Genomic DNA, 19,779 nt, shown 5'->3' on the forward strand with positions numbered 1-19,779 from the left:
CTTAACGGGTGCGGGAGGGCGGCTGTTCCACGCGGACGAGGTGGAAGGCGGTGCCGGGGACCGGGATGCGAGATCCCCCGGCGGCGCGGGCGAGCATGGCATCGAGATCGGGATTGCCGCTGGTCCGCCGCGCTTCGCCGCCGATCAGCACCCAGTTCGCGGACAGGCGGGGGCGGGCATGGCTGACGAGGTGAAGACGCTGTTCCGCGACGGGATCGAGCAGGTGTCGGCTGCGATAATAAAAGGGACCGGCGGCGAAATCCGGGTCGGGCAGGCGGCCGGTGGCGGGAAGGAACTGCGGGGCGAGCGTGGCGACGGGGCCGGTGACGCCCGTGCGGTCCATCGCGGTGCGGATCGCGGCGCTGGTGCGCATCGCCTCGGCCAGCGACATGCCGCCGGTGGTGAGTAGCGCGGCGGCGCTGGGGGCGAGACCGGCGACGGCGGTGATCGCGAACGCGATCCGCCAGTTGCGCCCCGGCGGGGACCGGTGCCAGGCGAGCGCCAGGGCGATGAAGAGGGGCGGCAGGAAGGGCAGCCAATATTGCCGCCAGGTGGGCTGCGGGGCGAGGGCGGCGACCGCGCAGGCGAACAACAGCGGCGCCAGCGCGCGCATCCGGCCGCGGCTGATGATGAAGGCGAGGGCGACGAGCGCGGGGCCGAGCGCGAGAAACTTGAGCGAATCGACCAGCTTGGCGGCAAGCGACAGCTTCCACGGGGACCGTGCATAATATTCGGCCGGCGCGTCGGCGGGAAAGTGGAAGACGCCGAACAGGAACCCCTCCGGCGCCATCCACCAGCAGCACAGGACGAGCAGTGTTGGCGGAACCGCGCCCAGCGCCAGCCATAAGGGGCGGTGGCGGTGGGGTGATGCCAGTGCCCATACGCCGTACGCGACGGCGGGCAGGGCATAGCTGACCTTGGCGGCCGCGGCGGCGCCGAGCAGCAGGCCGGAGAGCAGCGCGCTGCCGCGCGTCGCCTTTCCGCCGCGCAGCCGCGTCATCACCATCAGCGCAGCGGCGAACAGCGCGGCGGGCAGCGCATCGTTGCGCGCGACGCCGATGCTGAACAGCAGGATGTCGCAACACAGCATCAGTCCGGCCGCGGCGGCGGCGGCGCGGGAGGAGGCACCCAGGCGCAGCGCGGCACGGTGGACGAAGGCGACCGCGAGCGCGCCAAGCAGGGCGTTGACGAGGCGCAGCGCCGGCCAGGTCCATGATCCCGCTGCCCAGGCGATCGGGGTAAACAGGAAGGGCTGGAGCGGCGCCTGAAGATAGGCGAAGTCGCGATACGGCATCAGCCCGTGCGCGGCGAGCACGGTGGCCGCGACATATTGGCTTTCGTCATGATCGACGGCGCGGGCGAGCGACAGGCCCATCAGTGCGGCTGCCAGCAACGCCCAAAACAGCAGCCGGCGCGCCGGGGCGGGCGCACCGGCGGGGGCCATGCGCATCGTCAGGCCCGGGTGGCGGTCAGGAAATAATCGAGCGCGGTCGAGTCGCTCAGGGTGAAGCCGCGCGCCGGGCTGAAGGCGAGGCCGCGTGTGTCGCGGACCTTGAGGCCGGCATCCTCGAACAGGACGGTCAGCTCGTCCGGGGTCAGGAACTTGTTCCAGTCATGCGTGCCGCGCGGGATGGCGCCGAATCCTTCGGCCAGCGTGATCATGGCGAGGCGCGAAACGGCCGTGCGGTTGGGGGTGGACAGGATCAGCAGGCCGCCGTCCGCCAGCGCATCGGCGAGGCCGCGGACGAAACGGGCCGGGTCCGCGACATGCTCGATCACCTCCAGGCAGGTGACGAGATCGAAACGCTGGTCGCGCAGATTTTCGACGCTGCCGGCGCGATAGTCGATGGCGAGGCCGCTTTGTGCGGCATGAACCTCTGCCACGGCGATGTTTTCGGGCGCGGCATCGAGCCCGGTGACGGCGGCGCCCAGCCGGGCGAGCGGTTCGGCAAGCAGCCCGGCACCGCAGCCGACATCGAGTGCGGTGCGCCCGGCCAGCGGGGTGAAGCCGGCGCCGTCCGCGTTCCAGTGCAGGTCGACCTGCTCGCGGATATAGGCGAGGCGCGGTGGATTGAGCCGGTGCAGCATCGCGCTCGAACCCTTCGGATCCCACCAGTCGGCCGCCATCTTTCCGAAATGTGCGGCCTCGGCGGCGTTTATGGTAGATTCGATCGTGTCGCTTGCGTTCGTCATGGCGGCTACCTATCAGGGCCGCCGTTTTACCCCAAGGAGAATGGCAAGCGCCCATGGCACGTATCGTGATGAAGTTCGGCGGCACGTCGATGGCCGGGATCGAGCGCATCCGTAACGTGGCGGCGCGGGTCAAACGCGAGGTCGAGGCGGGCAACCAGGTCGCGGTCGTGGTATCCGCGATGGCGGGCGAGACGGACCGGCTGGTCGGGTTCTGCCGCGAAGCCTCGTCGCTGTACGATCCGCGCGAATATGACGTGGTGGTCTCCGCCGGCGAGCAGATCACGAGCGGGCTGCTGGCGATCACCCTGCAGGCGATGGGCGTGCCGGCGCGGTCGTGGCTGGGCTGGCAATTGCCGATCCACACCGACAGCGCCTTTGCCAAGGCACGGATCGGGACGATCGACACCGATGCCCTGGACGAGAGCCTGGCCGTGGGCGAGGTAGCGGTGATCCCCGGTTTCCAGGGCGTGGCCGAGGATAACCGGGTGACGACGCTGGGCCGCGGTGGTTCCGACACCTCGGCGGTGGCGGTCGCAGCGGCGATGAAGGCGGAGCGGTGCGACATCTACACCGATGTCGACGGCGTCTACACCACCGATCCGCGCATCGTGCCGCGGGCGCGCAAGCTGTCCAAGGTGACGTATGAGGAAATGCTGGAACTGGCGAGCGTGGGGGCCAAGGTGCTCCAGACGCGCTCGGTAGGACTGGCGATGAAGGAACAGGTGCGCGTGCGGGTGCTCAGCTCGTTCGACGACGCACGGGACGAAGACGGACATCGCGGCACGCTGATCGTGGGCGAGGAGGAAATCGACGACATGGAACGCCAGCTCATCACCGGCATTGCGCACGACAAGAACGAGGCAAAGATCACGCTGGTCGCGGTGCCCGACCGCCCCGGCTCGGTCGGTGCGATCTTCGCGCCGCTCGCCGATGCGGGGATCAATGTCGACATGATCGTCCAGAACATCGCGCATGCGACGGGCGGCAACGCGGCCTCGACCGACGTGACCTTCACCGTGCCTGCAGCCGACCTGCCGCGCAGCCTGGACGTGCTGGAAAAGGCGCGCGAGGAGATCGGCTTCGAGAAGCTGGTGCACGACACGCGCGTCGCCAAGATCTCGGTGGTGGGCGTGGGCATGCGCAGCCATGCGGGCGTGGCATCGACCATGTTCCAGACGCTGGGCGCGCGCGGGATCAACATCCTCGCCATCACCACCTCCGAGATCAAGGTCAGCGTGCTGATCGAGGAAGACTATACCGAACTGGCGGTGCGCGTGCTGCACACCGCCTATGGTCTGGATGCCGAGGCGGCGTAAGCGTTCCGCGGTTGGGGCATTTGGGTTCACGCGAAGACGCGAAGGTTTTTGGAAGAGGTTTGTTCGCGCGGAGGCGCGGAGGCGCGGAGATGGCATTTCCGGCCGCTATCTTGCGCTCGGCCATAGCCGGTTGAAAAGTCTGCGCTGTCGCGCGCAATATCGCTCTGTGCCCTCTGCGCCTCTATCCGAACGAACCTCTTCGCGTCGTCGCGGCTTCGCGTGAACCCCATCTTGCCGTGCGTTGCTCGCCACGGCATGGAGCGTCGATGACCGATACGCTCAGCATCAATACCGGCGAACAGCGCCTGGCCACCCGCATGGCGCGCGGCGCCGCTTTCCTGGGGTCCGACGTGGCGATCATGGCGGGGGCCATGTCGTGGGTGTCGGAGCGCAACCTGGTCGCGGCCATGTCGAACGCCGGCGGCTTCGGCGTGATCGCGTGCGGCGCGATGACCGTGGACCTGCTGGATGCGGAGATCGCCGGCACCAAGGCGCTGACCCAGCGGCCGTTCGGCGTGAACCTGATCACCATGCACCCGCAACTGTTCGACCTGATCGCGGTGTGCGGCCGCCATCAGGTGGGCCATGTCGTGCTGGCCGGCGGCCTGCCGCCCAAGGGATCGCTGGAGGCGATCAAGGCGACGGGCGCCAAGGTGATCTGCTTTGCGCCCGCGCTCAGTCTTGCCAAGAAGCTGATCCGGTCCGGCGTCGATGCGCTGGTGATCGAGGGCATGGAGGCCGGCGGGCATATCGGCCCGGTCTCCACCAGTGTGCTGGCGCAGGAGATGCTGCCCGAGATCGCGGAGCAACTGCCGGTGTTCGTCGCCGGCGGGATCGGGCGCGGCGAGGCGATCGCCGGCTATCTGGATATGGGTGCTGCGGGCGTGCAACTCGGCACCCGCTTCGTCTGTGCCAGCGAATCGATCGCGCACCCCAATTTCAAGAAGGCGTTCATCCGCGCATCCGCGCGCGATGCGGTGGCGAGCGTGCAGATCGACCCGCGCCTGCCGGTCATTCCGGTGCGCGCGTTGAAGAATGCCGGTGGCGAACTGTTCACCGCCAAGCAGCGCGAAGTGGCGCTGGCGCTGGACGAGGGCAGCGTGGCGATGGCCGAGGCGCAGTTGCAGATCGAGCATTACTGGGCGGGTGCGCTGCGCCGCGCGGTGATCGAAGGCGATGTCGAGCATGGGTCGGTGATGGCGGGCCAGTCGGTCGGCATGGTGACGAAGGAAGAGCCGATCGCCGACATCATCGCGCACCTGATGGCGGAGGCGGCAAGCGCGCTCCAGGCGCGTGCCGCCTGACGAAGCGCGCATTTCATCGCACAGGTTACGACGCGTTAACCGCAAATCGCCATGGTGGGGGCATGCCGGGGGCGGCAAGATGACGCCAGGGATCCAGGGATGAAGAACAGCCGCCAATTTCTGACACGCGCCACCCCGGTCGCCCTGGGGCTGGCGCTCGCCGCATGCGCCGGCCAGCGCGAGGTGGCAAGGGTCGCACCGCCGCCGATCATGGTGCCCGTGGCCCCCGTGCGTCCAAGCCTGCCGCCGGGTGCGACGCCGGGCATGACGATCCCGGTGCGCCTCGCCGATGGCAGCTATCCGACGCCCAATCGCGCATTGAGCGAGGCGGCGACCTTGTGGCACTTGCGCTCCGCCCTCAACGTTGCCGCACTGGCGTGCCGGGGCACGGAGGAGGCGGCCAATGTCGCGCGCTACAATGCGCTGCTGACCACGCACAAGAAGGCGCTGGCGACGGCCGAGACGGCGCTGTCCGCCGAGTTCAAGGCGGGCGGCGGCGATTGGCGCGACCGGTATGACGACACGATGACGCGGCTGTACAATTTCTTCTCGCAAACGCCCGCCCGCGTCGGATTCTGCGCGGCGGCGACGCAGGTGCTGGCGGAAAGCGCGACCATTTCCGACGGGCAGTTGGGGGCGTTCGCGCTGGCCAAGCTGCCCGAGCTGGATCGGCCGTTCACCGATTTCTACCGCGCCTATGACGCGTGGCGGACGGGCAGCATGACGCCGGTCGCCGAGCCGGCCGCGCCGCTGGTGATCGCGACTGCGGCGGTGGCACCGTCCTCTGTGGCGCCGCCTGCTCCGCGACCGGCGGTGCCTGCCGCAACGCCGGCTCCGGCAATGCCTGCCCCGGCAGCGCGCGCTCCGCGACTGGAGGTCGACCCCGCGATCTTCCGCATGGAGTGAGCGGGGCGCCCTATGGCTGCTCCTGAACCTGGAACAGCGTTTCCACCGTCGTGTCCAGCGCCGCGGCGAGCTTGAGCGCGAGCAGCGTCGAGGGGATGTAGACCCCGTTTTCGACGGTGTTGATCGTCTTGCGGCTGACGCCGACGCGCTCGGCCAGCGCCGCCTGCGTCAGACCCGCCGCCTCGCGGGCGGGCTTGAGCGCGGATACCAGGTGTTCGCTCATGGCGTCGCGCTGCGTTCCTGAACCGCAAAGCTGATCAATGCCGCGACGAGGGCCGCGGTGGTAACGACCCGGGCCGTGAGGAGGCCGCTCAACGGGTAGATTGCGGCCACGCCGGTCGAGAGCATGCCGGCGACGATCGCTGCCCAGAAGCCGGCCTGGAAGCTGGTGCGGCGATGCTCCTGGGTATTCTCGTCGTTCATCAGCATGGCGAGCCGCCCGGACCGCAGGCGGAACGGAAGGTCGGTGAGGTTCAGCGCGATCAGTATCGTCATCAGATACCAGGGGATCAACCGCACGGGATCGCCCTGACGATCGGCGGCGAGGATGGTGGACAGCAGCAGCGTTCCCGCCAGCAGATAGAAGATCAACGCCCGTGACCGGCTGCGGCGTTCGGCCTGTTCGATCATGCCCATGATCCGACTCCGTGTAACCTATGCGTTACATGTAACCCAAGGGTTACATGCTGACAAGCGGCTTCCTTCCGTCCGGCCATTGGGTTAACAGCCCCGTCATCATGCAGGAGAGCGGGCAGGATCAGCCACCGGGCGGGCGGTTCGAGGGGCGGGAGCACCGGATGGGTGTGCGCGTCTATTTCGAGGATACCGACCTGTCGGGCGTGGTCTATCACGCCAATTACCTGCGCTACATGGAACGTGCGCGCTCCGACATGCTGCGCGTCGCCGGGATCGACCAGCGGGCGGCGTTCGAGGCGGGCGAGGGCGCCTATGCGGTGGCCGACGTCACGCTGCGTTTTCGCGCGCCGGCCCGGCTGGACGATGCCTTGCTGATCGTGTCGCGGGTGCAATCGGTCAGCGCGGCGCGCGTGGTCATTCATCAGACAGTCAGGCGCGACCGGCATGTGCTGACGCAAGGCACCGTCACGGTCGCGCTCGTCGGGTCCGACGGGCGTCCGCGGCGGCAGCCACGCGCCTGGACCGACATCTACCAAAGCCTTATCTGGCAAGGGGACATCGAACACCCATGAATCCCGTCTTCAACATGGATGCGGCCACATTGTCGCCGGTCGCGCTGTTCCTGCAGGCCGATTGGGTGGTGAAGGCCGTCATGTTCGGCCTGCTGCTCGCCAGCATATGGACCTGGACGATCATTATCGCCTTTTCACGCCGGCTGGGCCGGACCCGCAAGGGCATGACCAAGTTCGAGCGCGACTTCTGGAAAGCCGAGGATATCGACGCGTTCCACCGGATCGAGGGCGGGAACGACCTGCCCTCCGCGCGCGTGTTCGCCGCCGGTGTCAAGGAATGGCGCCGGTCGACCTCGAACGGGCAGATCGACAAGTCCGGCACGCGTGAGCGCCTGGCCACTGCGATGGGCGCTGCGGTCGCCAACGAGATCGACACGCTGTCCGACAAGCTGAACGTGCTGGCGACGGTGGGATCGGTGGCGCCGTTCGTCGGCTTGTTCGGCACCGTGTGGGGCATCATGCGCAGCTTCACCGGCATTGCGCAGGCGCAGAACTCGTCGCTGGCAGTGGTGGCGCCGGGCATCGCCGAGGCGCTGTTCGCCACCGCGATCGGCCTGTTCGCCGCCATTCCCGCGGTTATCGCCTATAACCGCTTTAGCCACGGCGTGAACCGGATCGAGGCGGGGCTGAACCGCTTTGCCGACGGCTTCCACACGACGCTGAGCCGGCAACTGGACGGTTCGCGGTAAGGGAACGGCGCGATGGCGATGAACCTTCCCTCGCGGTCCGGGCGCGGCCGCAAGGCGCCGATGGCGGAGATCAACGTCACGCCGCTGGTCGACGTGATGCTGGTGCTGCTGATCATCTTCATGGTGACCGCGCCGCTGCTGACCGCGGGCGTGCCGGTCAACCTGCCCGACAGTCGCGCCAAGGCGCTGGAGCAGGATCAGGAGCCGGTGCAGCTTTCGCTGGACGAAACCGGGCGTAGCTTTCTGGGCGAGGAAGAGGTGAGCGAGAGCGACCTGCCCGCCAGACTGGCCGATATCGCCGCGCGGGCGCCCGAGGGCGGGCAGCCGCCGCAGATCTTCCTGCGCGCCGACCGCGGGCTGGATTACGGGCGCGTGATGCGGGTGATGGGCGAGCTGAACCGCGCCGGGCTGAACCGCGTGTCGCTGGTGACGGTGGAGGGGGGCGAGGCTCGCTGATGGATCGGGCCGAGCGCATAGGGCTGGGCGTTGCGGTCGCAGGGCACCTGGTGCTTTTCGGCCTGTTGTCGGTCGGATTCCTGGCGACGCCGAACCCGGAGAAGCTGAAGGTCCAGCCGATCGACATCTCGCTGGTCAAGGACGTCGCACTGGAGGCGGAGGCGCCGCAGGCGATCGAGGCGCCGGCCCAGTCGATCGCGCCCGAAGAGGGCGAACCCGAGGACGCAGCACCACCCGAGCCGGCGGAAGCGGAGCCGGAACCCACGCCGCCGGCTCGGGTGGTGCTGCGTCCTCGGGTTCACCCAAGCCCGTGCCGGCCCCGCCGAAGCCGCAACCCAGGCCCAAGCCTGCGCCCCAACCCAAGCCGCAGCCGAAAAAGCCTGCGCCTGCGCCTGAAAAGGCCGCACCGCAGCCCAAGCCGGCCCCGGTGAAGAAGCCGGCCGCGCCTGCACCGGCAAAACCCGCACCGGCGAAACCCGCGGCCAAGCCGAAGGCGGCGCCGGCCAAGCCCGCGACGCCCGCGCGTGGCAGCGGCAAAAGCGAAACGGCGACGGCGACGAAACCCCGCGGCAGCCGATTGGGTGACGACTTCCTGAAGGGCATGTCGCCCGAGGCCTCGCCGAGCAAGTCGGAGGCGCCGCGGGCGGCCAAGGTGGGCGCACAGGCCGCAGCCAACATCGCGTCGGCGATTCTGCGGCAGGTGCAGCCCTGCGCCAACCGGCAGGTGACGCCGGGGCCGGGCGCGGAGCGCATCCGCGTGACGATCAACCTGCGCCTGAATCGCGACGGCAGCCTGGCCGCCCGTCCGCGCGTCACCGGTCGCGACGGTGTCGACGACGAGAATCGCCGCTATGTCGACCGGGTCGATGATCTGGCGGTGGCGACGTTCGTCGGCTGTTCGCCACTGCGCGGATTGCCAGCAGAATTGTATGACGTTTCCGGTGGTTGGAGTAACTTCAACTTGCGTTACAAGCTTCCCGGGTGAGGATGACTGCTATGATCCGCATGCCCCTTCGAGCCGTGGCCAGCCTGACGCTGGCGCTGACCCTGGTCACCTCCGCCGCGATGGCGCAGGAGGACCCCGCGCCGGCGCCGGCACCGCAGGAGGCCGCGCCGCAACAGCCCGGCGTCGCCCCCACCGACCAGAGCGGACCGCTGGTGGTGGACGTGACCGGCGGTATCTCCGCACCGATGCCGATCGCCATCCCCGCGATGCCGACAAACGCGGTGCAGCAGACCCCGGCAGGCACCACCGACGTGCTGGGCCGGCAACTCTCCGAGATCATCGCGAACGACCTGCGCAACTCGGGCCTGTTCACGCCGATCCCGCCTGCGCAGCTCCGCACCGTCTCCTTTCCGGAGGTGACCGCGCCGGCGTTCGACTATTGGAACGGCACGGGCGCGCAGGCGCTGGTGCAGGGCTTCATCCGAGCGAACGGCGACGGCAATCTGACGGTCGGCTGCTATCTGTACGACGTTTCGGCACAGACCGAACTGACGCGGCAGGGTTTCGTGGTGCCGCCTTCCGACTGGAGGCGCGCGGCGCATAAATGCGCGGACACCATCTATACCCGCCTGACCGGCGAGGGGCCGTATTTCGACAGCCGCGTCGTCTATGTCTCCGAAACCGGGCCAAAGGCGCGGCGCATCAAGCGGCTGGCGATCATGGACCAGGACGGTGCCAATCACCGCTTCCTGACCAACGGCCAATCGATCGTGCTGACCCCGCGCTTCGCGCCCAATCAGCAGTCGATCGTCTACATGTCCTATGTCGACAAGCGGCCGGCCATCTATGTCTATGACATCGGATCGGGGCGGCAGCGGCTGGTGGTGCAGAACGCATCGACGACCTTTGCGCCGCGCTTCTCGCCCGACGGACGCTGGATCCTGTTCTCGATGGCGCAGGGCGGCAATACCGATATCTACCGCGTGTCGTCGCAAGGGGGCGCGCCGCAGCGGCTGACCAATACGCCCGGCATCGATACCGGTGGCAGCTACTCGCCCGATGGCTCGAAGATCGTCTTCGAGAGCGATCGTTCGGGCGGGCAGCAGATCTATGTGATGAACGCGGACGGATCGAACCAGCAGCGGATCAGCTTCGGCGGCGGACGCTATGCCACGCCAGTGTGGAGCCCGCGCGGCGACTTGATCGCCTTCACCAAGCTGGCGGGTGCGTTCCGCATCGGCATCATGAGTCCTAGCGGCGGTGGTGAGAAGCTGTTGACCAATAGCTGGCAGGACGAGGGGCCGAGCTGGTCGCCGAACGGGCGCGTCATCACCTTTTATCGTTCAGGCCGGGGAAGCTCGGGCAAGGCGGACCTGTGGATGGTGGACCTGACCGGGGTGAACGAGCGCCGCATCCCGACTCCGCTCGACGGATCCGACCCCGCCTGGGGGCCGCTCCGCCCCTAAAGGGTAGCGGAGCGCGGCGCCGGTAAAGGCGTTGTTCAAACAACGAGGGCGAAACGAGCATTTCTAGGGAGTGAACAATGGCCAGTTTGAAGACCACGCTTGTAGCCGCCACCATCCTTGTGGCCGTCGCCGGTTGCGCCAAGAAGCGCCCGGCCGACCTGCCGCCGCCGCCGGTGGACAATACGGCGCCTGTCGACCAGGGCGGTGCGACCGGCCCGACGACCGGGGCGGTGGTGCCGGGATCGGATGCGGATTTCCGCCGCTCGGTCACGTCGAACACGGTGCGTTTCGGGCTGGACCAGTACGACATCGACCCCGAGGCGCGCGCGATCCTGGACAGCCAGTCGGCTTGGCTGCAGCGTTATCCGAACGTGCGCATCACGATCGAGGGGCATGCGGACGAGCGCGGCACGCGCGAATATAACCTGGCGCTGGGCGACCGCCGTGCGAATGCGGCGAAGAACTATCTGGCGGCGCGCGGCGTCTCGCCGGACCGGATGACCGTGATCAGCTATGGCAAGGAACGGCCCGAAGCGATGGGCTCGGACGAAGCGAGCTGGGCGCAGAACCGGCGTGCGGTGACGATCGTCCTGAGCTGATCCGCATCGTCCTCACCCTTCCTTCTGCCAAGGCGGGAGGAAGGGTGAGGGTGGATCAGCCGAGCGCCGCGTCGAGCAGCTTTGCCAGACGCAAACCGCCGCGGCGGATCTGCTCGCGCTCCAGCGGCGCCAGCCTGGCGATATCGGCGTCGGTCATCTTCAGGCGCTCAGGCGTCGGCTGGCACGGATCGCCGTGCATCGCGGTGGCATAGGCCTCCCGCGCGACCGCCCAGTTCTCGCGGCTCCACGCCACTGCGTCGCCGGCACCGAGTTTCGTGCGCACGGCCGCAGGATAGCGGCGCACCAGGCTGGGCGGGGTCGAGATGGCGCGCTCGGCCAGCAGGCCGTCCCAGATCGAATGCAGGTTGAGCCGCGGAGGGGCGTAGATGCCGTAATCGGCGTGCGCGTCGTTGCCGCCCTTGTCTCCCTTGTCGCCGGCGTGAAGCGGCTGGTGCAGGTCGCCGACGAAATGGACCAGGAAGGCGAGCGCCTTGACCCGCTCGACCGCGGGGGTGCGCCGGTTCTTCAGGATCGCCTGCTGGCGCGGAATCTGGGCAGAAACGCAGTCGCCGTCCTTGCACGCCGGCTTCAGCGTGAAGGGCCCGCAGATGTTCACGTTCTGATAGTGCCAGCTATAGGCATAGCCGAAGCGGGACTTTCCTTGCGCATCCTTCAGCGGTTTGATGCAGTCGGGCCAGACACTGGCGTCGGCGATGGTACGGACGGGACAGGAGGGCGTGTCTAGCTGCCCCTGCGCGCGTAGAATGCGGGTAACCGCAGTACGCGTGTGCGGCGATACGTTGGCCCAGGCAATCCGGGCGACGGTCTGGTGGCCATAATCCCAATAGGCGTTGGCGGGCTGAGACAAGGTGAGTGCGCCAAACGCGGCGACGACGATACGCGAACAGTTCATATTGCTGGTGCCTTAGCGGCGCGGCAGAACCAAAGAAAGCGTCAGCCTTCCTCACCATAAAGCGCGACCCGGCGCGTGCCGTCCGAACCGGCGCGGCCACGGTACATGCCGGCGGTGGTCATGCTCCATGCCGTGGCGCCACCGGGTGCGGCGACGATGACGCCGCCGGTGCCGCCCATCGCATGCACGTCGGCGAGCACCGCATCGGCGGCCTGTTGCAGCGTGTCGTCGGTGAAACGCAGCCGCGCGGCGATTTCGTGCGCGACGCCCTCGCGGATGAAATATTCGCCGGCGCCGGTGCAGGAAATGGCGGCAGCGCGGTCATCGGCATAGGTGCCGGCGCCGATCAGCGGAGAATCGCCGATCCGGCCCCAGCGCTTGCCGGTGACGCCGCCGGTCGAGGTAGCGGCGGCGACGTGACCGTGGCTGTCGGTCGCGACCGCGCCGACGGTGCCGTATTTCATGTCGATGTCGAAGGCGTCGGCGCCCTTTGCCTGCATCTCCTGCAACTGCCGGCGGCGCTCGGGCGTGGCGAACCATTCGGGAGGCGCCTGCTCCAGCCCGCGGTCGCGCGAGAAGGCGTCGGCACCGGGGCCGGCCAGGAAGACGTGCGGGCTGTGGTCCATCACCGCGCGGGCGAGGGTGACGGGGTTGCGGGTGGCGGTGGTGCCGGCAACGGCGCCGGCACGCCGGTCGCGACCGTCCATGATCGCGGCGTCCATCTCGTTGGTGCCGCTTTGCGTGAAGCACGCGCCGCGACCGGCGTTGAACGAGGGGGCGTCCTCCAGCACGCGGACCGCCGCCTCGACCGCATCGAGTGCGGCGCCGCCTGCGGCCAGGATCGCCTCCCCGGCGTCGAGGGCGGCGGCAAGCGCGGCGCGGGCCTCCGCTTCCTGTTCGGGCGTCAGCACGCCGGGCACGATCCGGCCGGCGCCGCCGTGAATCATCAGGGACCAGGTCATGGATTTTTCCTCGAGAGGGGGCGCAGGCCGATCAGCGGGCGCGCCCAGGGCATCGCACGGCCGGCGAGATAGAAGGCCCAGCAGCCGGCGATCGTCGCGGCAGCCAGGAAGATCGCGTCGAGGGCGAGCGGCAGGGCGGAACCGCGCAGCCAATAGGCGACGACGACGATGATGGTCTGGTGGATCAGGTAGAAGGGAAACACCGCCTCGGTCAGCGTGCGGCGCCATGGGTGGTCGCGGTTCCAGAAACGCTCCGCCACGCCGATCAGCGCGACGATCGCCGCCCAGGCCTGTACCGCGCGCGTGGCGGAAAAGGTGAGGCCGGCCCAGCGTGGCCCGCGTGCGAGGCCGGGCCAGGTCCATTCCAGGTCGGCGGCGAGCAGATAGGCCGCCACCGCCACGATCGCGGCCGGCCACCACCAGCGGCGGAAGGTGGCGAGTACCCGATTCGACCCGGCCATCGCGAAGCCGAACAGGAAGGCGGGCAGATAAAGCGCATGCGCCAGCCAGTCGTCCAGCAAGCCATGCGTTTCCGATTGCCCGACGAACAGCCACATATTGACCGCCAGCAGCCAGACGAGCGGCAGAACAAGCCCGCCGATACCGCCGAATATCCGGTCGTATAGCGCCTGTACGTGCGGCCCGGCACGGCCCCCGATCGCCAGCAGCAGCGCGATGACCAGCGTATAGACCCACAGATAGCCGACGAACCACAGATGGTTCCAGGCGGGCAGCGACACGCCGGCTAGCAGCCGGAAACCGAAATAATCGTGCAGCCAGAAGCGGGGGAAGGATGCGCGGTAGCCATGCTGCGTGACCAGTTCGACCCAGCTTTGCGGCGGTACCAGCACGATCACACCGAACACGAGCGGGATCAGCAGCCGCGTGCTGCGCCCGCGGACGAAGCCGGCGAGGCTGGTGTGTCGTGTCGCCAGCGCGCGCGTGGCATAGCCCGACACGACGAACAGCAGCAGCAGCCGCCACGGGTTGGACGCGAGCATCGGGATGGTGACGAGCGGCACCGTGTCGAGGCGGACATGGAAGCCCCAGGGCACAAACACCATGCCGATATGATAAAGGATCAGGATCGCGAACGCGCCCACGCGCAGCCAGTCCAGGCCGAGATGGCGGGGGATGGGGGACGCGGGAACCATAAGCGAAGGCTCGGTACAGCATCGACTTTGAACCGCAACCTCAGGCGCGTATATAGGCGCGCATGTCCATCCGTCCCTGGCGCGACATCGTCCGCCGCCCGAGCCGCCAGATCATGGTCGGCAACGTTCCCGTCGGCGGCGATGCGCCCGTCACCGTGCAGACGATGACGAACACGCCGACCTCCGATCCGGTGGCGACGATCAACCAGATCCGCCGCTGCGAGGATGCGGGCGTGGACATCATTCGCGTGTCCTGCCCCGATATCGAATCGACGGCGGCGATGAAGCAGATCGTTCGCGCGTCGCGCGTGCCGATCGTGGCGGACATCCATTTCCACTATAAGCGCGCGCTGGAAGCGGCGGATGCGGGGGCGGCGTGCCTGCGCATCAACCCGGGCAATATCGGATCGTCGCAGCGCGTGGCCGAGGTGGTGCGTGCGGCCAAGGCCAATGGCTGTGCGATCCGCATCGGCGTGAATGCGGGGTCGCTGGAAAAGGACCTGCTGGAGAAATATGGCGAACCGTGCCCCGAGGCACTGGTCGAATCGGCGCTCGATCATATCAAGCTACTGCAGGACCATGATTTCCACGAATATAAGGTCGCGGTGAAGGCGTCGGACGTGTTTCTGGCGGTGGCCGCCTATCAGGGGTTGGCCGAGGCGACCGATTGCCCGCTGCATCTGGGCATCACCGAGGCGGGCGGGTTCGTCGGCGGCACGGTGAAGTCGGCGATCGGCATCGGATCGCTGCTGTGGTTCGGGATCGGCGACACAATCCGCGTCTCGCTCTCCGCCGAGCCGGAGGAAGAGGTGCGCGTCGGCTTCGAGATCCTGAAGTCGCTCGGCATCCGCAATCGCGGCGTGCGTGTCGTCTCCTGCCCGTCCTGCGCGCGGCAGGGTTTCGACGTGATTCGTACCGTCGCCACGCTGGAGGAGCGGTTGCAGCATATCCGCACGCCGATGTCGCTGTCGGTGCTGGGTTGCGTGGTGAACGGGCCGGGTGAGGCGCGCGAGACCGATATCGGCCTGACCGGCGGCGGTAACGGCAAGCACATGGTCTATCTGTCGGGTATCACCGATCATACGGTGGAGGACGCCGACATGGTGGACCACATCGTGAAGCTGGTCGAGGCAAAGGCGGCGGAGATCGAGGCGGCAGACGCGGCGAGGGCATTGGCGGCGGAGTAACGGCGTTCAAGCGGATGGCTTGGGCGGGATGAGGGCGGACGCGCGGAGATCCTCGGGCGTTCGGCTGATCGCCTGAAGAAAAATGATGTTCGCGCGGAGGCGCGGAGGACGCGGAGGGGGACCGCCGGAGGTATTTGGCGGACGTCCTCATCGGCGTGGTGAAGCAGAGTTGCTGCCGCGGATATCATCTCTGCGTCTCTGCGCGCATAATCCCTTTTTAATGTATCCTTCGTGCGTTCGTAGGAAAGCCGCAGGCGCTGTGATAGCGCTGCCGGTCATGGCGCATCGTGTTCCCTCGCATCATCTGTCCCCCGCGCTTGCCTTTGGCGTGGCGGCGGCGGGGATCGGGCTGTTCTCGATCATGGATGCGTTCATGAAGTCGCTAGTGCTGGGGCTGGGCGTGTACAACGCGCTGCTCTGGCGGACGATGCTGTCCGCGGGGATCGGCGGCGCGGTCTGGGCAAAGGGTGGTGGGCGACGGCCGTCTGCACAGGCGATGCGGCTGCATGTCGCGCGCGGCACGATCACGACGGGAATGGCGCTGCTGTTCTTCTGGGGGCTGGCGCGGGTGCCGATGGCGCAGGCGATCTCGCTGACCTATATCGCGCCGCTGCTGGCGCTGCTGCTGGGCGCGGTGTTTCTGGGCGAGCGGGTCGGTTCGCGGGTGGTGGCGGCCTCCATCGCGGCATTGGGCGGGGTGGGGGTCATCCTGCTCGGGCAGGCGCGCATGGCGCTTGGGCCGGAGGCTTTTGCGGGCGCGGTGGCAATCCTCGTCTCCGCCGTGCTGTATGCGGCCAATCTGGTCGTCGCGCGGTTGCAGGCGCAGGCGGCCGGCGCGCGGGAAATCGCCTTCGTGCAATCGACGATCGTGACGGTCCTGCTGCTGCTTGCGGCACCCTGGCTGGCGACGGTGCCGCCTGCGGCCGACTGGTGGAAGATCGCGGTCGCGGCGATGCTGGCGACGGGATCGTTGCTGCTGCTCGGCTGGGCCTATGCGCATGGCGAGACGGGGTATCTGGCGACCACCGAATATACGTCGTTCGTGTATGCGGCGATCCTGGGGTGGGTGGTGTTCGGCGAGCATGTCGCGCTGACCACCATCGCGGGTGCCGTGATCATCGTCACCGCCTGCCTGATCGGGGCGCGCCGCCGCGACGAGGTGCGTGCCGCGGTCGAGGCCGCGGCCTGATCCTTCCCTTTTGACAGAGACGATCATGATCCGATCCGCCACTCCGGCCGACGTGCCGGCGATCCTGCGCTTCGTGCGTGAACTGGCCGCCTTCGAGCGCGAACCCGATTCGGTGGAGGCGACCGAGGCGATGCTGATGGATGCCTTGTTCGGGGAGCGGCCCGCCGCGGAGGCGGTGATCGCGGAGATCAACAGCCAGCCAACAGGTTTTGCGCTGTTTTTCCACAGCTTTTCAACATGGACCGGGCGGCGGAGCCTGTATCTGGAGGATCTGTACGTCACGCCCGAGGCGCGGGGGCAGGGGCTGGGCGCCGCCATGCTACGGCATCTGGCCGGCATCGCGCTCGATCGCGGTTGTGCACGGTTCGAATGGTCGGTGCTGGACTGGAACGCGCCCGCGATCGCCTTTTACCGGGCAATGGGGGCAGTGGGCATGGAGGAGTGGACCGCGCAGCGGGTGAGCGGCGAGGCGTTGCGGACGCTGGCGGGGCGCTGATCGCTTATTTTCCGGGCCTGTATCCGGCCTGTATCGGTGATTTGGTTCACGCGAAGACGCGAAGACGCGAAGAAGTTTGATTCACACGGAGGCGCGGAGAAGGAGAGGGGGTCGCGCAGAGGCGCAGAGAGCGCAGAGGATCTTGCGCCGAGCCGAAGGCTCATGGTCATCGCGGGCGGATCTTGTCTGCCGATCGATCAGGCGCGTACGGGGTGCGGCATGCGCAACCCCTCTGCGTACTCTGCGCCTCTGCGCGCAAAACTTCTTCTTCTCGGCGCCTCCGCGCCTCCGCGTGAATCAAACTTCTCCGCGTCTTCGCGTGAACTACAAAGTTGGTATTGCTGGGCGGCCCCTCACCCTCCCACGGCTTCGCCGCGGGCCCCTCCAGCATCAGGTCGTTCATGCCCCCGGCATGAACTAAACAGCGCGGGGCGCTGTTTACCTGATGCTCCCCGGAAGGGAGAGGGAATATAGGGGTTAGTCGCGGCCGGGGACGTCGTGGTCGTGGGGTTCTTCGCCCTGTGCCTTGGCGGCGTCGTAGCGCTCGATCGCCTCGATGGTGATGCGGCGTGCTTCCTCGGCGTCGCCCCAGGTGCCGACGCGCACCCACTTCTTCTTCTCCAGGTCCTTGTAGTGGGTGAAGAAGTGCTCGATCTGCTCGAAGACGATCTCGGGCACGTCGCCGCGCTGGGTGACGTTGGAGTAATAGGGGAAGACCTGGTCGACGGGGACGCAGACGAGCTTCTCGTCGCCGCCGGCTTCGTCTTCCAGGTTCAGCACCGCGATCGGGCGGGCGCGCACGACGGAGCCGGGGATGAAGGGCGAGCGCGCGATGACGAGCGCGTCGAGGGGATCGCCGTCGGGCGAGAGCGTGTGCGGCACGAAGCCGTAGTTCGCCGGATAGCGCATCGGCGTGTGCAGGATGCGATCGACGAACAGCGCACCCGACGCCTTGTCGAACTCGTACTTCACGGGCTCACCGCCGGTCGGCACCTCGATGATGACGTTCAGGTCGTCGGGCGGAGACTTGCCGACGGGGATCAGATCAATACGCATTCGATTTTCGTCCCTGATAATGACGATGCCGCACCGATGGGGATCAGCGCGGCATCAACAGTCGATCGAGCCCGCCTTCGCCGGTTCCGACCTTCTGAAGACGCGGATAGCGGGGGCCATCCTGATAGTCGATGGAGATATCGCGGAAACGGTCCTCATTTCGGACGAGAAGCCGGATGGGGGTCTTGCTATCCTTTGCGGTGACGATCGCCGCCTTCAGGCGTTCGGCCGAATAGGACTGGCCATTGATCGCCTCGATTTCGGTCCCGACATCGAGCCCCGCCTTGAACGCAGGCGAGTCCCAGATCACCGTCGATATCCGGCCGTCATTCGCCACGACCAGGCCCAGCGAATAGCTGACATCGGCGCCGCGGCTCTTTTCCTGCTGCTTGAAGAAGGCCGTCGGCTCGGGCGTGTAGACGAGCTTGTAGCCGTTCATCGCAAAGCCGTTGATCGGCGCGGGCTGGCCGGTTTCGGTCAGGCGCTGGTTCAGGAAGCCCGCCCAGTCATAGGGGACGATGGCGTTCAGCGTCCTGGCGACATCCTCGAAGGTGTAGGTCACCACGCCCCAGTCGCCGTCGCGGATGCCGAAAAAGGCGCGCGCGAAATCGTCGATCGACTTGGTGCCGTTCGATTTCTGGCGGAGCATCGCATCGACCTCCATCCAGACCATCAGGCCTTCGTTGTAATAATCCTCCGACCGCTGCCAGCTCGTCCAGCCCTTGGGGCGGCGGGCAGAGATGATGGGGTCGTTGGTCGTGTCGATCAGCGGGCGCCACTGGCGCCCTTCCCACAGATCGTAGGTGCCCAGGATCGAGGCGTACATGTCGAGCGTATCCTGCTTCGACACCATGCCCGAACGCGCCTGGAGGACATAGCCCCAGAACTGGGTCTGCCCCTCATACACCCAGAGCAGCGAATTGCGCATCGGCGTGCTGTAATCGGGCGTCCACAGGTCCGCGCCGCGGCGGAACTTGCCGTCCCAGCTATGGGTGAATTCGTGCGGCAGCAGGTTGCGGCGGCCGGGACCGCTGTCCCAGTCGGTGAAATAGCCGGGCGTCACGCCGTTCTCGGACGAACGGTGATGTTCGAGGCCGATGCCGCCCAACTGGTCAGTGATCGACAGCAGGAACTCGTAACGGTCGTAATGCTGCGCGCCGAAGGTCTTCACCGCCTGGTCGACGAGGCGCTTGTGCGCGTCGATCTGTTCGGGGGTGGCGGCGAGCTCCTTGGGATCGTCGGCAAAGACGTTGAGGTCGACGCGCGGGCTGAGCGGCCAGACCTTGCCATACTTGCCCGCGAGCAGGGGCGAATCGACCAGCACTTCGTAATTGGTCGTGTCATAGGTGTAGGTGGAGCCCGTCGCCTTGGCCGGGATCGCGCCGGCCGCGGTCCAGCCGGCGGGGAAGCGCGCGGTCATCTGGATCGGGATCTGGCGGGTGAAATAGCCGGCCGGATAGAGGCTGACCGAGTTGGGCTGGAGCGAGATCATCGTCGGCGTGACGACGATGCGGCCCTGATTGGGCTCGGTCGCGGACAGGAACTGGAACTCGATATCGAGCTGACGGGCGCCGGCGGGTACGTCGATGTGGAAGGCGTAGACATCCACCGTGTCGCGCGTCCAGGGCAGCACCCGGCCGTTCGCGCGGATGACGAGGCCGGCCAGCTTTTCGATCTCACCGCGCGGAGCGTGATTGCCGGGCAGCCACTTCGGGTAGAGCAGCGTCATCGGCCCGCTC

The 19,779-nt window shown here is 67.6% G+C and carries 22 protein-coding genes; 13 read left to right on the plus strand and 9 right to left on the minus strand.

Going from position 1 to position 19,779, the window contains the following annotated elements; all coding sequences use genetic code 11:
* Position 1: 1 nt before the first annotated feature.
* Together Q0U08_RS07660 and ubiG are read right to left on the minus strand one after the other, a co-directional pair.
* The gene (locus tag Q0U08_RS07660; protein ID WP_298090722.1) at positions 2–1,450 is read right to left on the minus strand and encodes a DUF2029 domain-containing protein; all 1,449 of its coding nucleotides are present in this window, start codon (positions 1,448–1,450) and stop codon (positions 2–4) included.
* A 2-nt stretch (positions 1,451–1,452) separates the two neighbouring features.
* On the minus strand, positions 1,453–2,193 hold the full coding sequence (gene ubiG / locus Q0U08_RS07665; protein ID WP_298090724.1) for a bifunctional 2-polyprenyl-6-hydroxyphenol methylase/3-demethylubiquinol 3-O-methyltransferase UbiG: 741 nt from the start codon (positions 2,191–2,193) through the stop codon (positions 1,453–1,455).
* Positions 2,194–2,246: 53 nt separating this feature from the next.
* Here ubiG and Q0U08_RS07670 point away from each other — a divergent pair, with 53 nt between their 5' ends.
* The 3 genes from Q0U08_RS07670 to Q0U08_RS07680 all read left to right on the plus strand — a co-directional run bounded on the left by Q0U08_RS07670 (position 2,247) and on the right by Q0U08_RS07680 (position 5,719).
* Positions 2,247–3,509 carry an aspartate kinase gene (locus tag Q0U08_RS07670; protein WP_298090726.1) on the plus strand — a complete coding sequence of 421 codons (1,263 nt, stop codon included), beginning with the start codon at positions 2,247–2,249 and terminating at the stop codon, positions 3,507–3,509.
* A gap of 266 nt (positions 3,510–3,775) precedes the next feature.
* Positions 3,776–4,813 (plus strand): nitronate monooxygenase, encoded by a 1,038-nt coding sequence (locus Q0U08_RS07675; protein ID WP_298090728.1) that lies wholly within the window; start codon positions 3,776–3,778, stop codon positions 4,811–4,813.
* 99 nt (positions 4,814–4,912) lie between these two features.
* The gene (locus Q0U08_RS07680) at positions 4,913–5,719 is read left to right on the plus strand and encodes a hypothetical protein (RefSeq protein ID WP_298090730.1); all 807 of its coding nucleotides are present in this window, start codon (positions 4,913–4,915) and stop codon (positions 5,717–5,719) included.
* A 10-nt stretch (positions 5,720–5,729) separates the two neighbouring features.
* Here the strand turns inward: Q0U08_RS07680 and Q0U08_RS07685 are convergent, their stop codons facing one another.
* Positions 5,730–5,942: a helix-turn-helix domain-containing protein gene (locus Q0U08_RS07685; RefSeq protein WP_298090732.1), complete on the minus strand. Its 213-nt coding sequence runs from the start codon at positions 5,940–5,942 to the stop codon at positions 5,730–5,732.
* The gene (locus Q0U08_RS07690) at positions 5,939–6,355 is read right to left on the minus strand and encodes a hypothetical protein (RefSeq protein WP_298090734.1); all 417 of its coding nucleotides are present in this window, start codon (positions 6,353–6,355) and stop codon (positions 5,939–5,941) included. Before Q0U08_RS07690 ends, Q0U08_RS07685 begins: the two co-directional genes overlap by 4 nt.
* A gap of 161 nt (positions 6,356–6,516) precedes the next feature.
* On the opposite strand from Q0U08_RS07690, the gene ybgC reads away from it, so the two are divergent.
* The 7 genes from ybgC (at position 6,517) to pal (ending at position 11,083) form a co-directional block, all read left to right on the plus strand.
* A complete protein-coding gene (ybgC, locus tag Q0U08_RS07695) occupies positions 6,517–6,927 on the plus strand; it encodes a tol-pal system-associated acyl-CoA thioesterase (RefSeq protein WP_298090761.1) in 411 nt (136 codons plus the stop codon).
* A complete protein-coding gene (tolQ, locus tag Q0U08_RS07700) occupies positions 6,924–7,616 on the plus strand; it encodes a protein TolQ (RefSeq protein WP_298090736.1) in 693 nt (230 codons plus the stop codon). Before ybgC ends, tolQ begins: the two co-directional genes overlap by 4 nt.
* A 12-nt stretch (positions 7,617–7,628) precedes the next feature.
* On the plus strand, positions 7,629–8,072 hold the full coding sequence (gene tolR, locus Q0U08_RS07705; RefSeq protein WP_298090738.1) for a protein TolR: 444 nt from the start codon (positions 7,629–7,631) through the stop codon (positions 8,070–8,072).
* Positions 8,072–8,503 (plus strand): hypothetical protein, encoded by a 432-nt coding sequence (locus tag Q0U08_RS07710; RefSeq protein ID WP_298090740.1) that lies wholly within the window; start codon positions 8,072–8,074, stop codon positions 8,501–8,503. Before tolR ends, Q0U08_RS07710 begins: the two co-directional genes overlap by 1 nt.
* Positions 8,500–9,057, plus strand: a complete 558-nt coding sequence (locus Q0U08_RS07715) for a hypothetical protein (RefSeq protein WP_298090742.1) — start codon at positions 8,500–8,502, stop codon at positions 9,055–9,057. The genes Q0U08_RS07710 and Q0U08_RS07715 overlap by 4 nt, the downstream gene beginning before the upstream one ends.
* A gap of 11 nt (positions 9,058–9,068) precedes the next feature.
* Positions 9,069–10,484, plus strand: coding sequence for a Tol-Pal system beta propeller repeat protein TolB (gene tolB / locus Q0U08_RS07720; RefSeq protein WP_298090743.1), 1,416 nt, complete (start codon positions 9,069–9,071; stop codon positions 10,482–10,484).
* A gap of 77 nt (positions 10,485–10,561) precedes the next feature.
* A complete protein-coding gene (pal, locus tag Q0U08_RS07725) occupies positions 10,562–11,083 on the plus strand; it encodes a peptidoglycan-associated lipoprotein Pal (RefSeq protein ID WP_298090745.1) in 522 nt (173 codons plus the stop codon).
* A 55-nt stretch (positions 11,084–11,138) separates the two neighbouring features.
* Here pal and Q0U08_RS07730 read toward each other — a convergent pair whose 3' ends face one another.
* The 3 genes from Q0U08_RS07730 to Q0U08_RS07740 are packed head-to-tail and all read right to left on the minus strand — an operon-like array spanning position 11,139 to position 14,112.
* Complete coding sequence (locus tag Q0U08_RS07730) at positions 11,139–11,996, minus strand: S1/P1 nuclease (protein WP_298090746.1); 858 nt, start codon at positions 11,994–11,996, stop codon at positions 11,139–11,141.
* Between the two features lie 41 nt (positions 11,997–12,037).
* Positions 12,038–12,958, minus strand: coding sequence for an isoaspartyl peptidase/L-asparaginase (locus Q0U08_RS07735; protein ID WP_298090748.1), 921 nt, complete (start codon positions 12,956–12,958; stop codon positions 12,038–12,040).
* On the minus strand, positions 12,955–14,112 hold the full coding sequence (locus tag Q0U08_RS07740) for an acyltransferase (RefSeq protein WP_298090750.1): 1,158 nt from the start codon (positions 14,110–14,112) through the stop codon (positions 12,955–12,957). The genes Q0U08_RS07735 and Q0U08_RS07740 overlap by 4 nt, the downstream gene beginning before the upstream one ends.
* A 62-nt stretch (positions 14,113–14,174) precedes the next feature.
* Here Q0U08_RS07740 and ispG point away from each other — a divergent pair, with 62 nt between their 5' ends.
* The 3 genes from ispG to Q0U08_RS07755 all read left to right on the plus strand — a co-directional run bounded on the left by ispG (position 14,175) and on the right by Q0U08_RS07755 (position 16,984).
* On the plus strand, positions 14,175–15,299 hold the full coding sequence (ispG, locus tag Q0U08_RS07745; protein ID WP_298090751.1) for a flavodoxin-dependent (E)-4-hydroxy-3-methylbut-2-enyl-diphosphate synthase: 1,125 nt from the start codon (positions 14,175–14,177) through the stop codon (positions 15,297–15,299).
* Positions 15,300–15,576: 277 nt separating this feature from the next.
* Entirely contained in the window at positions 15,577–16,488 is a 912-nt protein-coding gene (locus Q0U08_RS07750) for a DMT family transporter (RefSeq protein WP_298090753.1), read from the plus strand.
* 25 nt (positions 16,489–16,513) lie between these two features.
* Positions 16,514–16,984, plus strand: a complete 471-nt coding sequence (locus Q0U08_RS07755) for a GNAT family N-acetyltransferase (RefSeq protein WP_298090755.1) — start codon at positions 16,514–16,516, stop codon at positions 16,982–16,984.
* A gap of 477 nt (positions 16,985–17,461) precedes the next feature.
* Here Q0U08_RS07755 and ppa read toward each other — a convergent pair whose 3' ends face one another.
* Both ppa and Q0U08_RS07765 read right to left on the minus strand, forming a co-directional pair.
* Positions 17,462–18,040 (minus strand): inorganic diphosphatase, encoded by a 579-nt coding sequence (gene ppa, locus Q0U08_RS07760; RefSeq protein WP_298090757.1) that lies wholly within the window; start codon positions 18,038–18,040, stop codon positions 17,462–17,464.
* A 43-nt stretch (positions 18,041–18,083) separates the two neighbouring features.
* Positions 18,084–19,779, minus strand: a 1,696-nt coding sequence (locus tag Q0U08_RS07765; RefSeq protein ID WP_298090759.1) for a peptidase M61, incomplete at its 5' end; no start/stop codon positions are given.

It is taken from the genome of uncultured Sphingomonas sp. (assembly GCF_946477935.1).
Taxonomy (GTDB): domain Bacteria; phylum Pseudomonadota; class Alphaproteobacteria; order Sphingomonadales; family Sphingomonadaceae; genus Sphingomonas.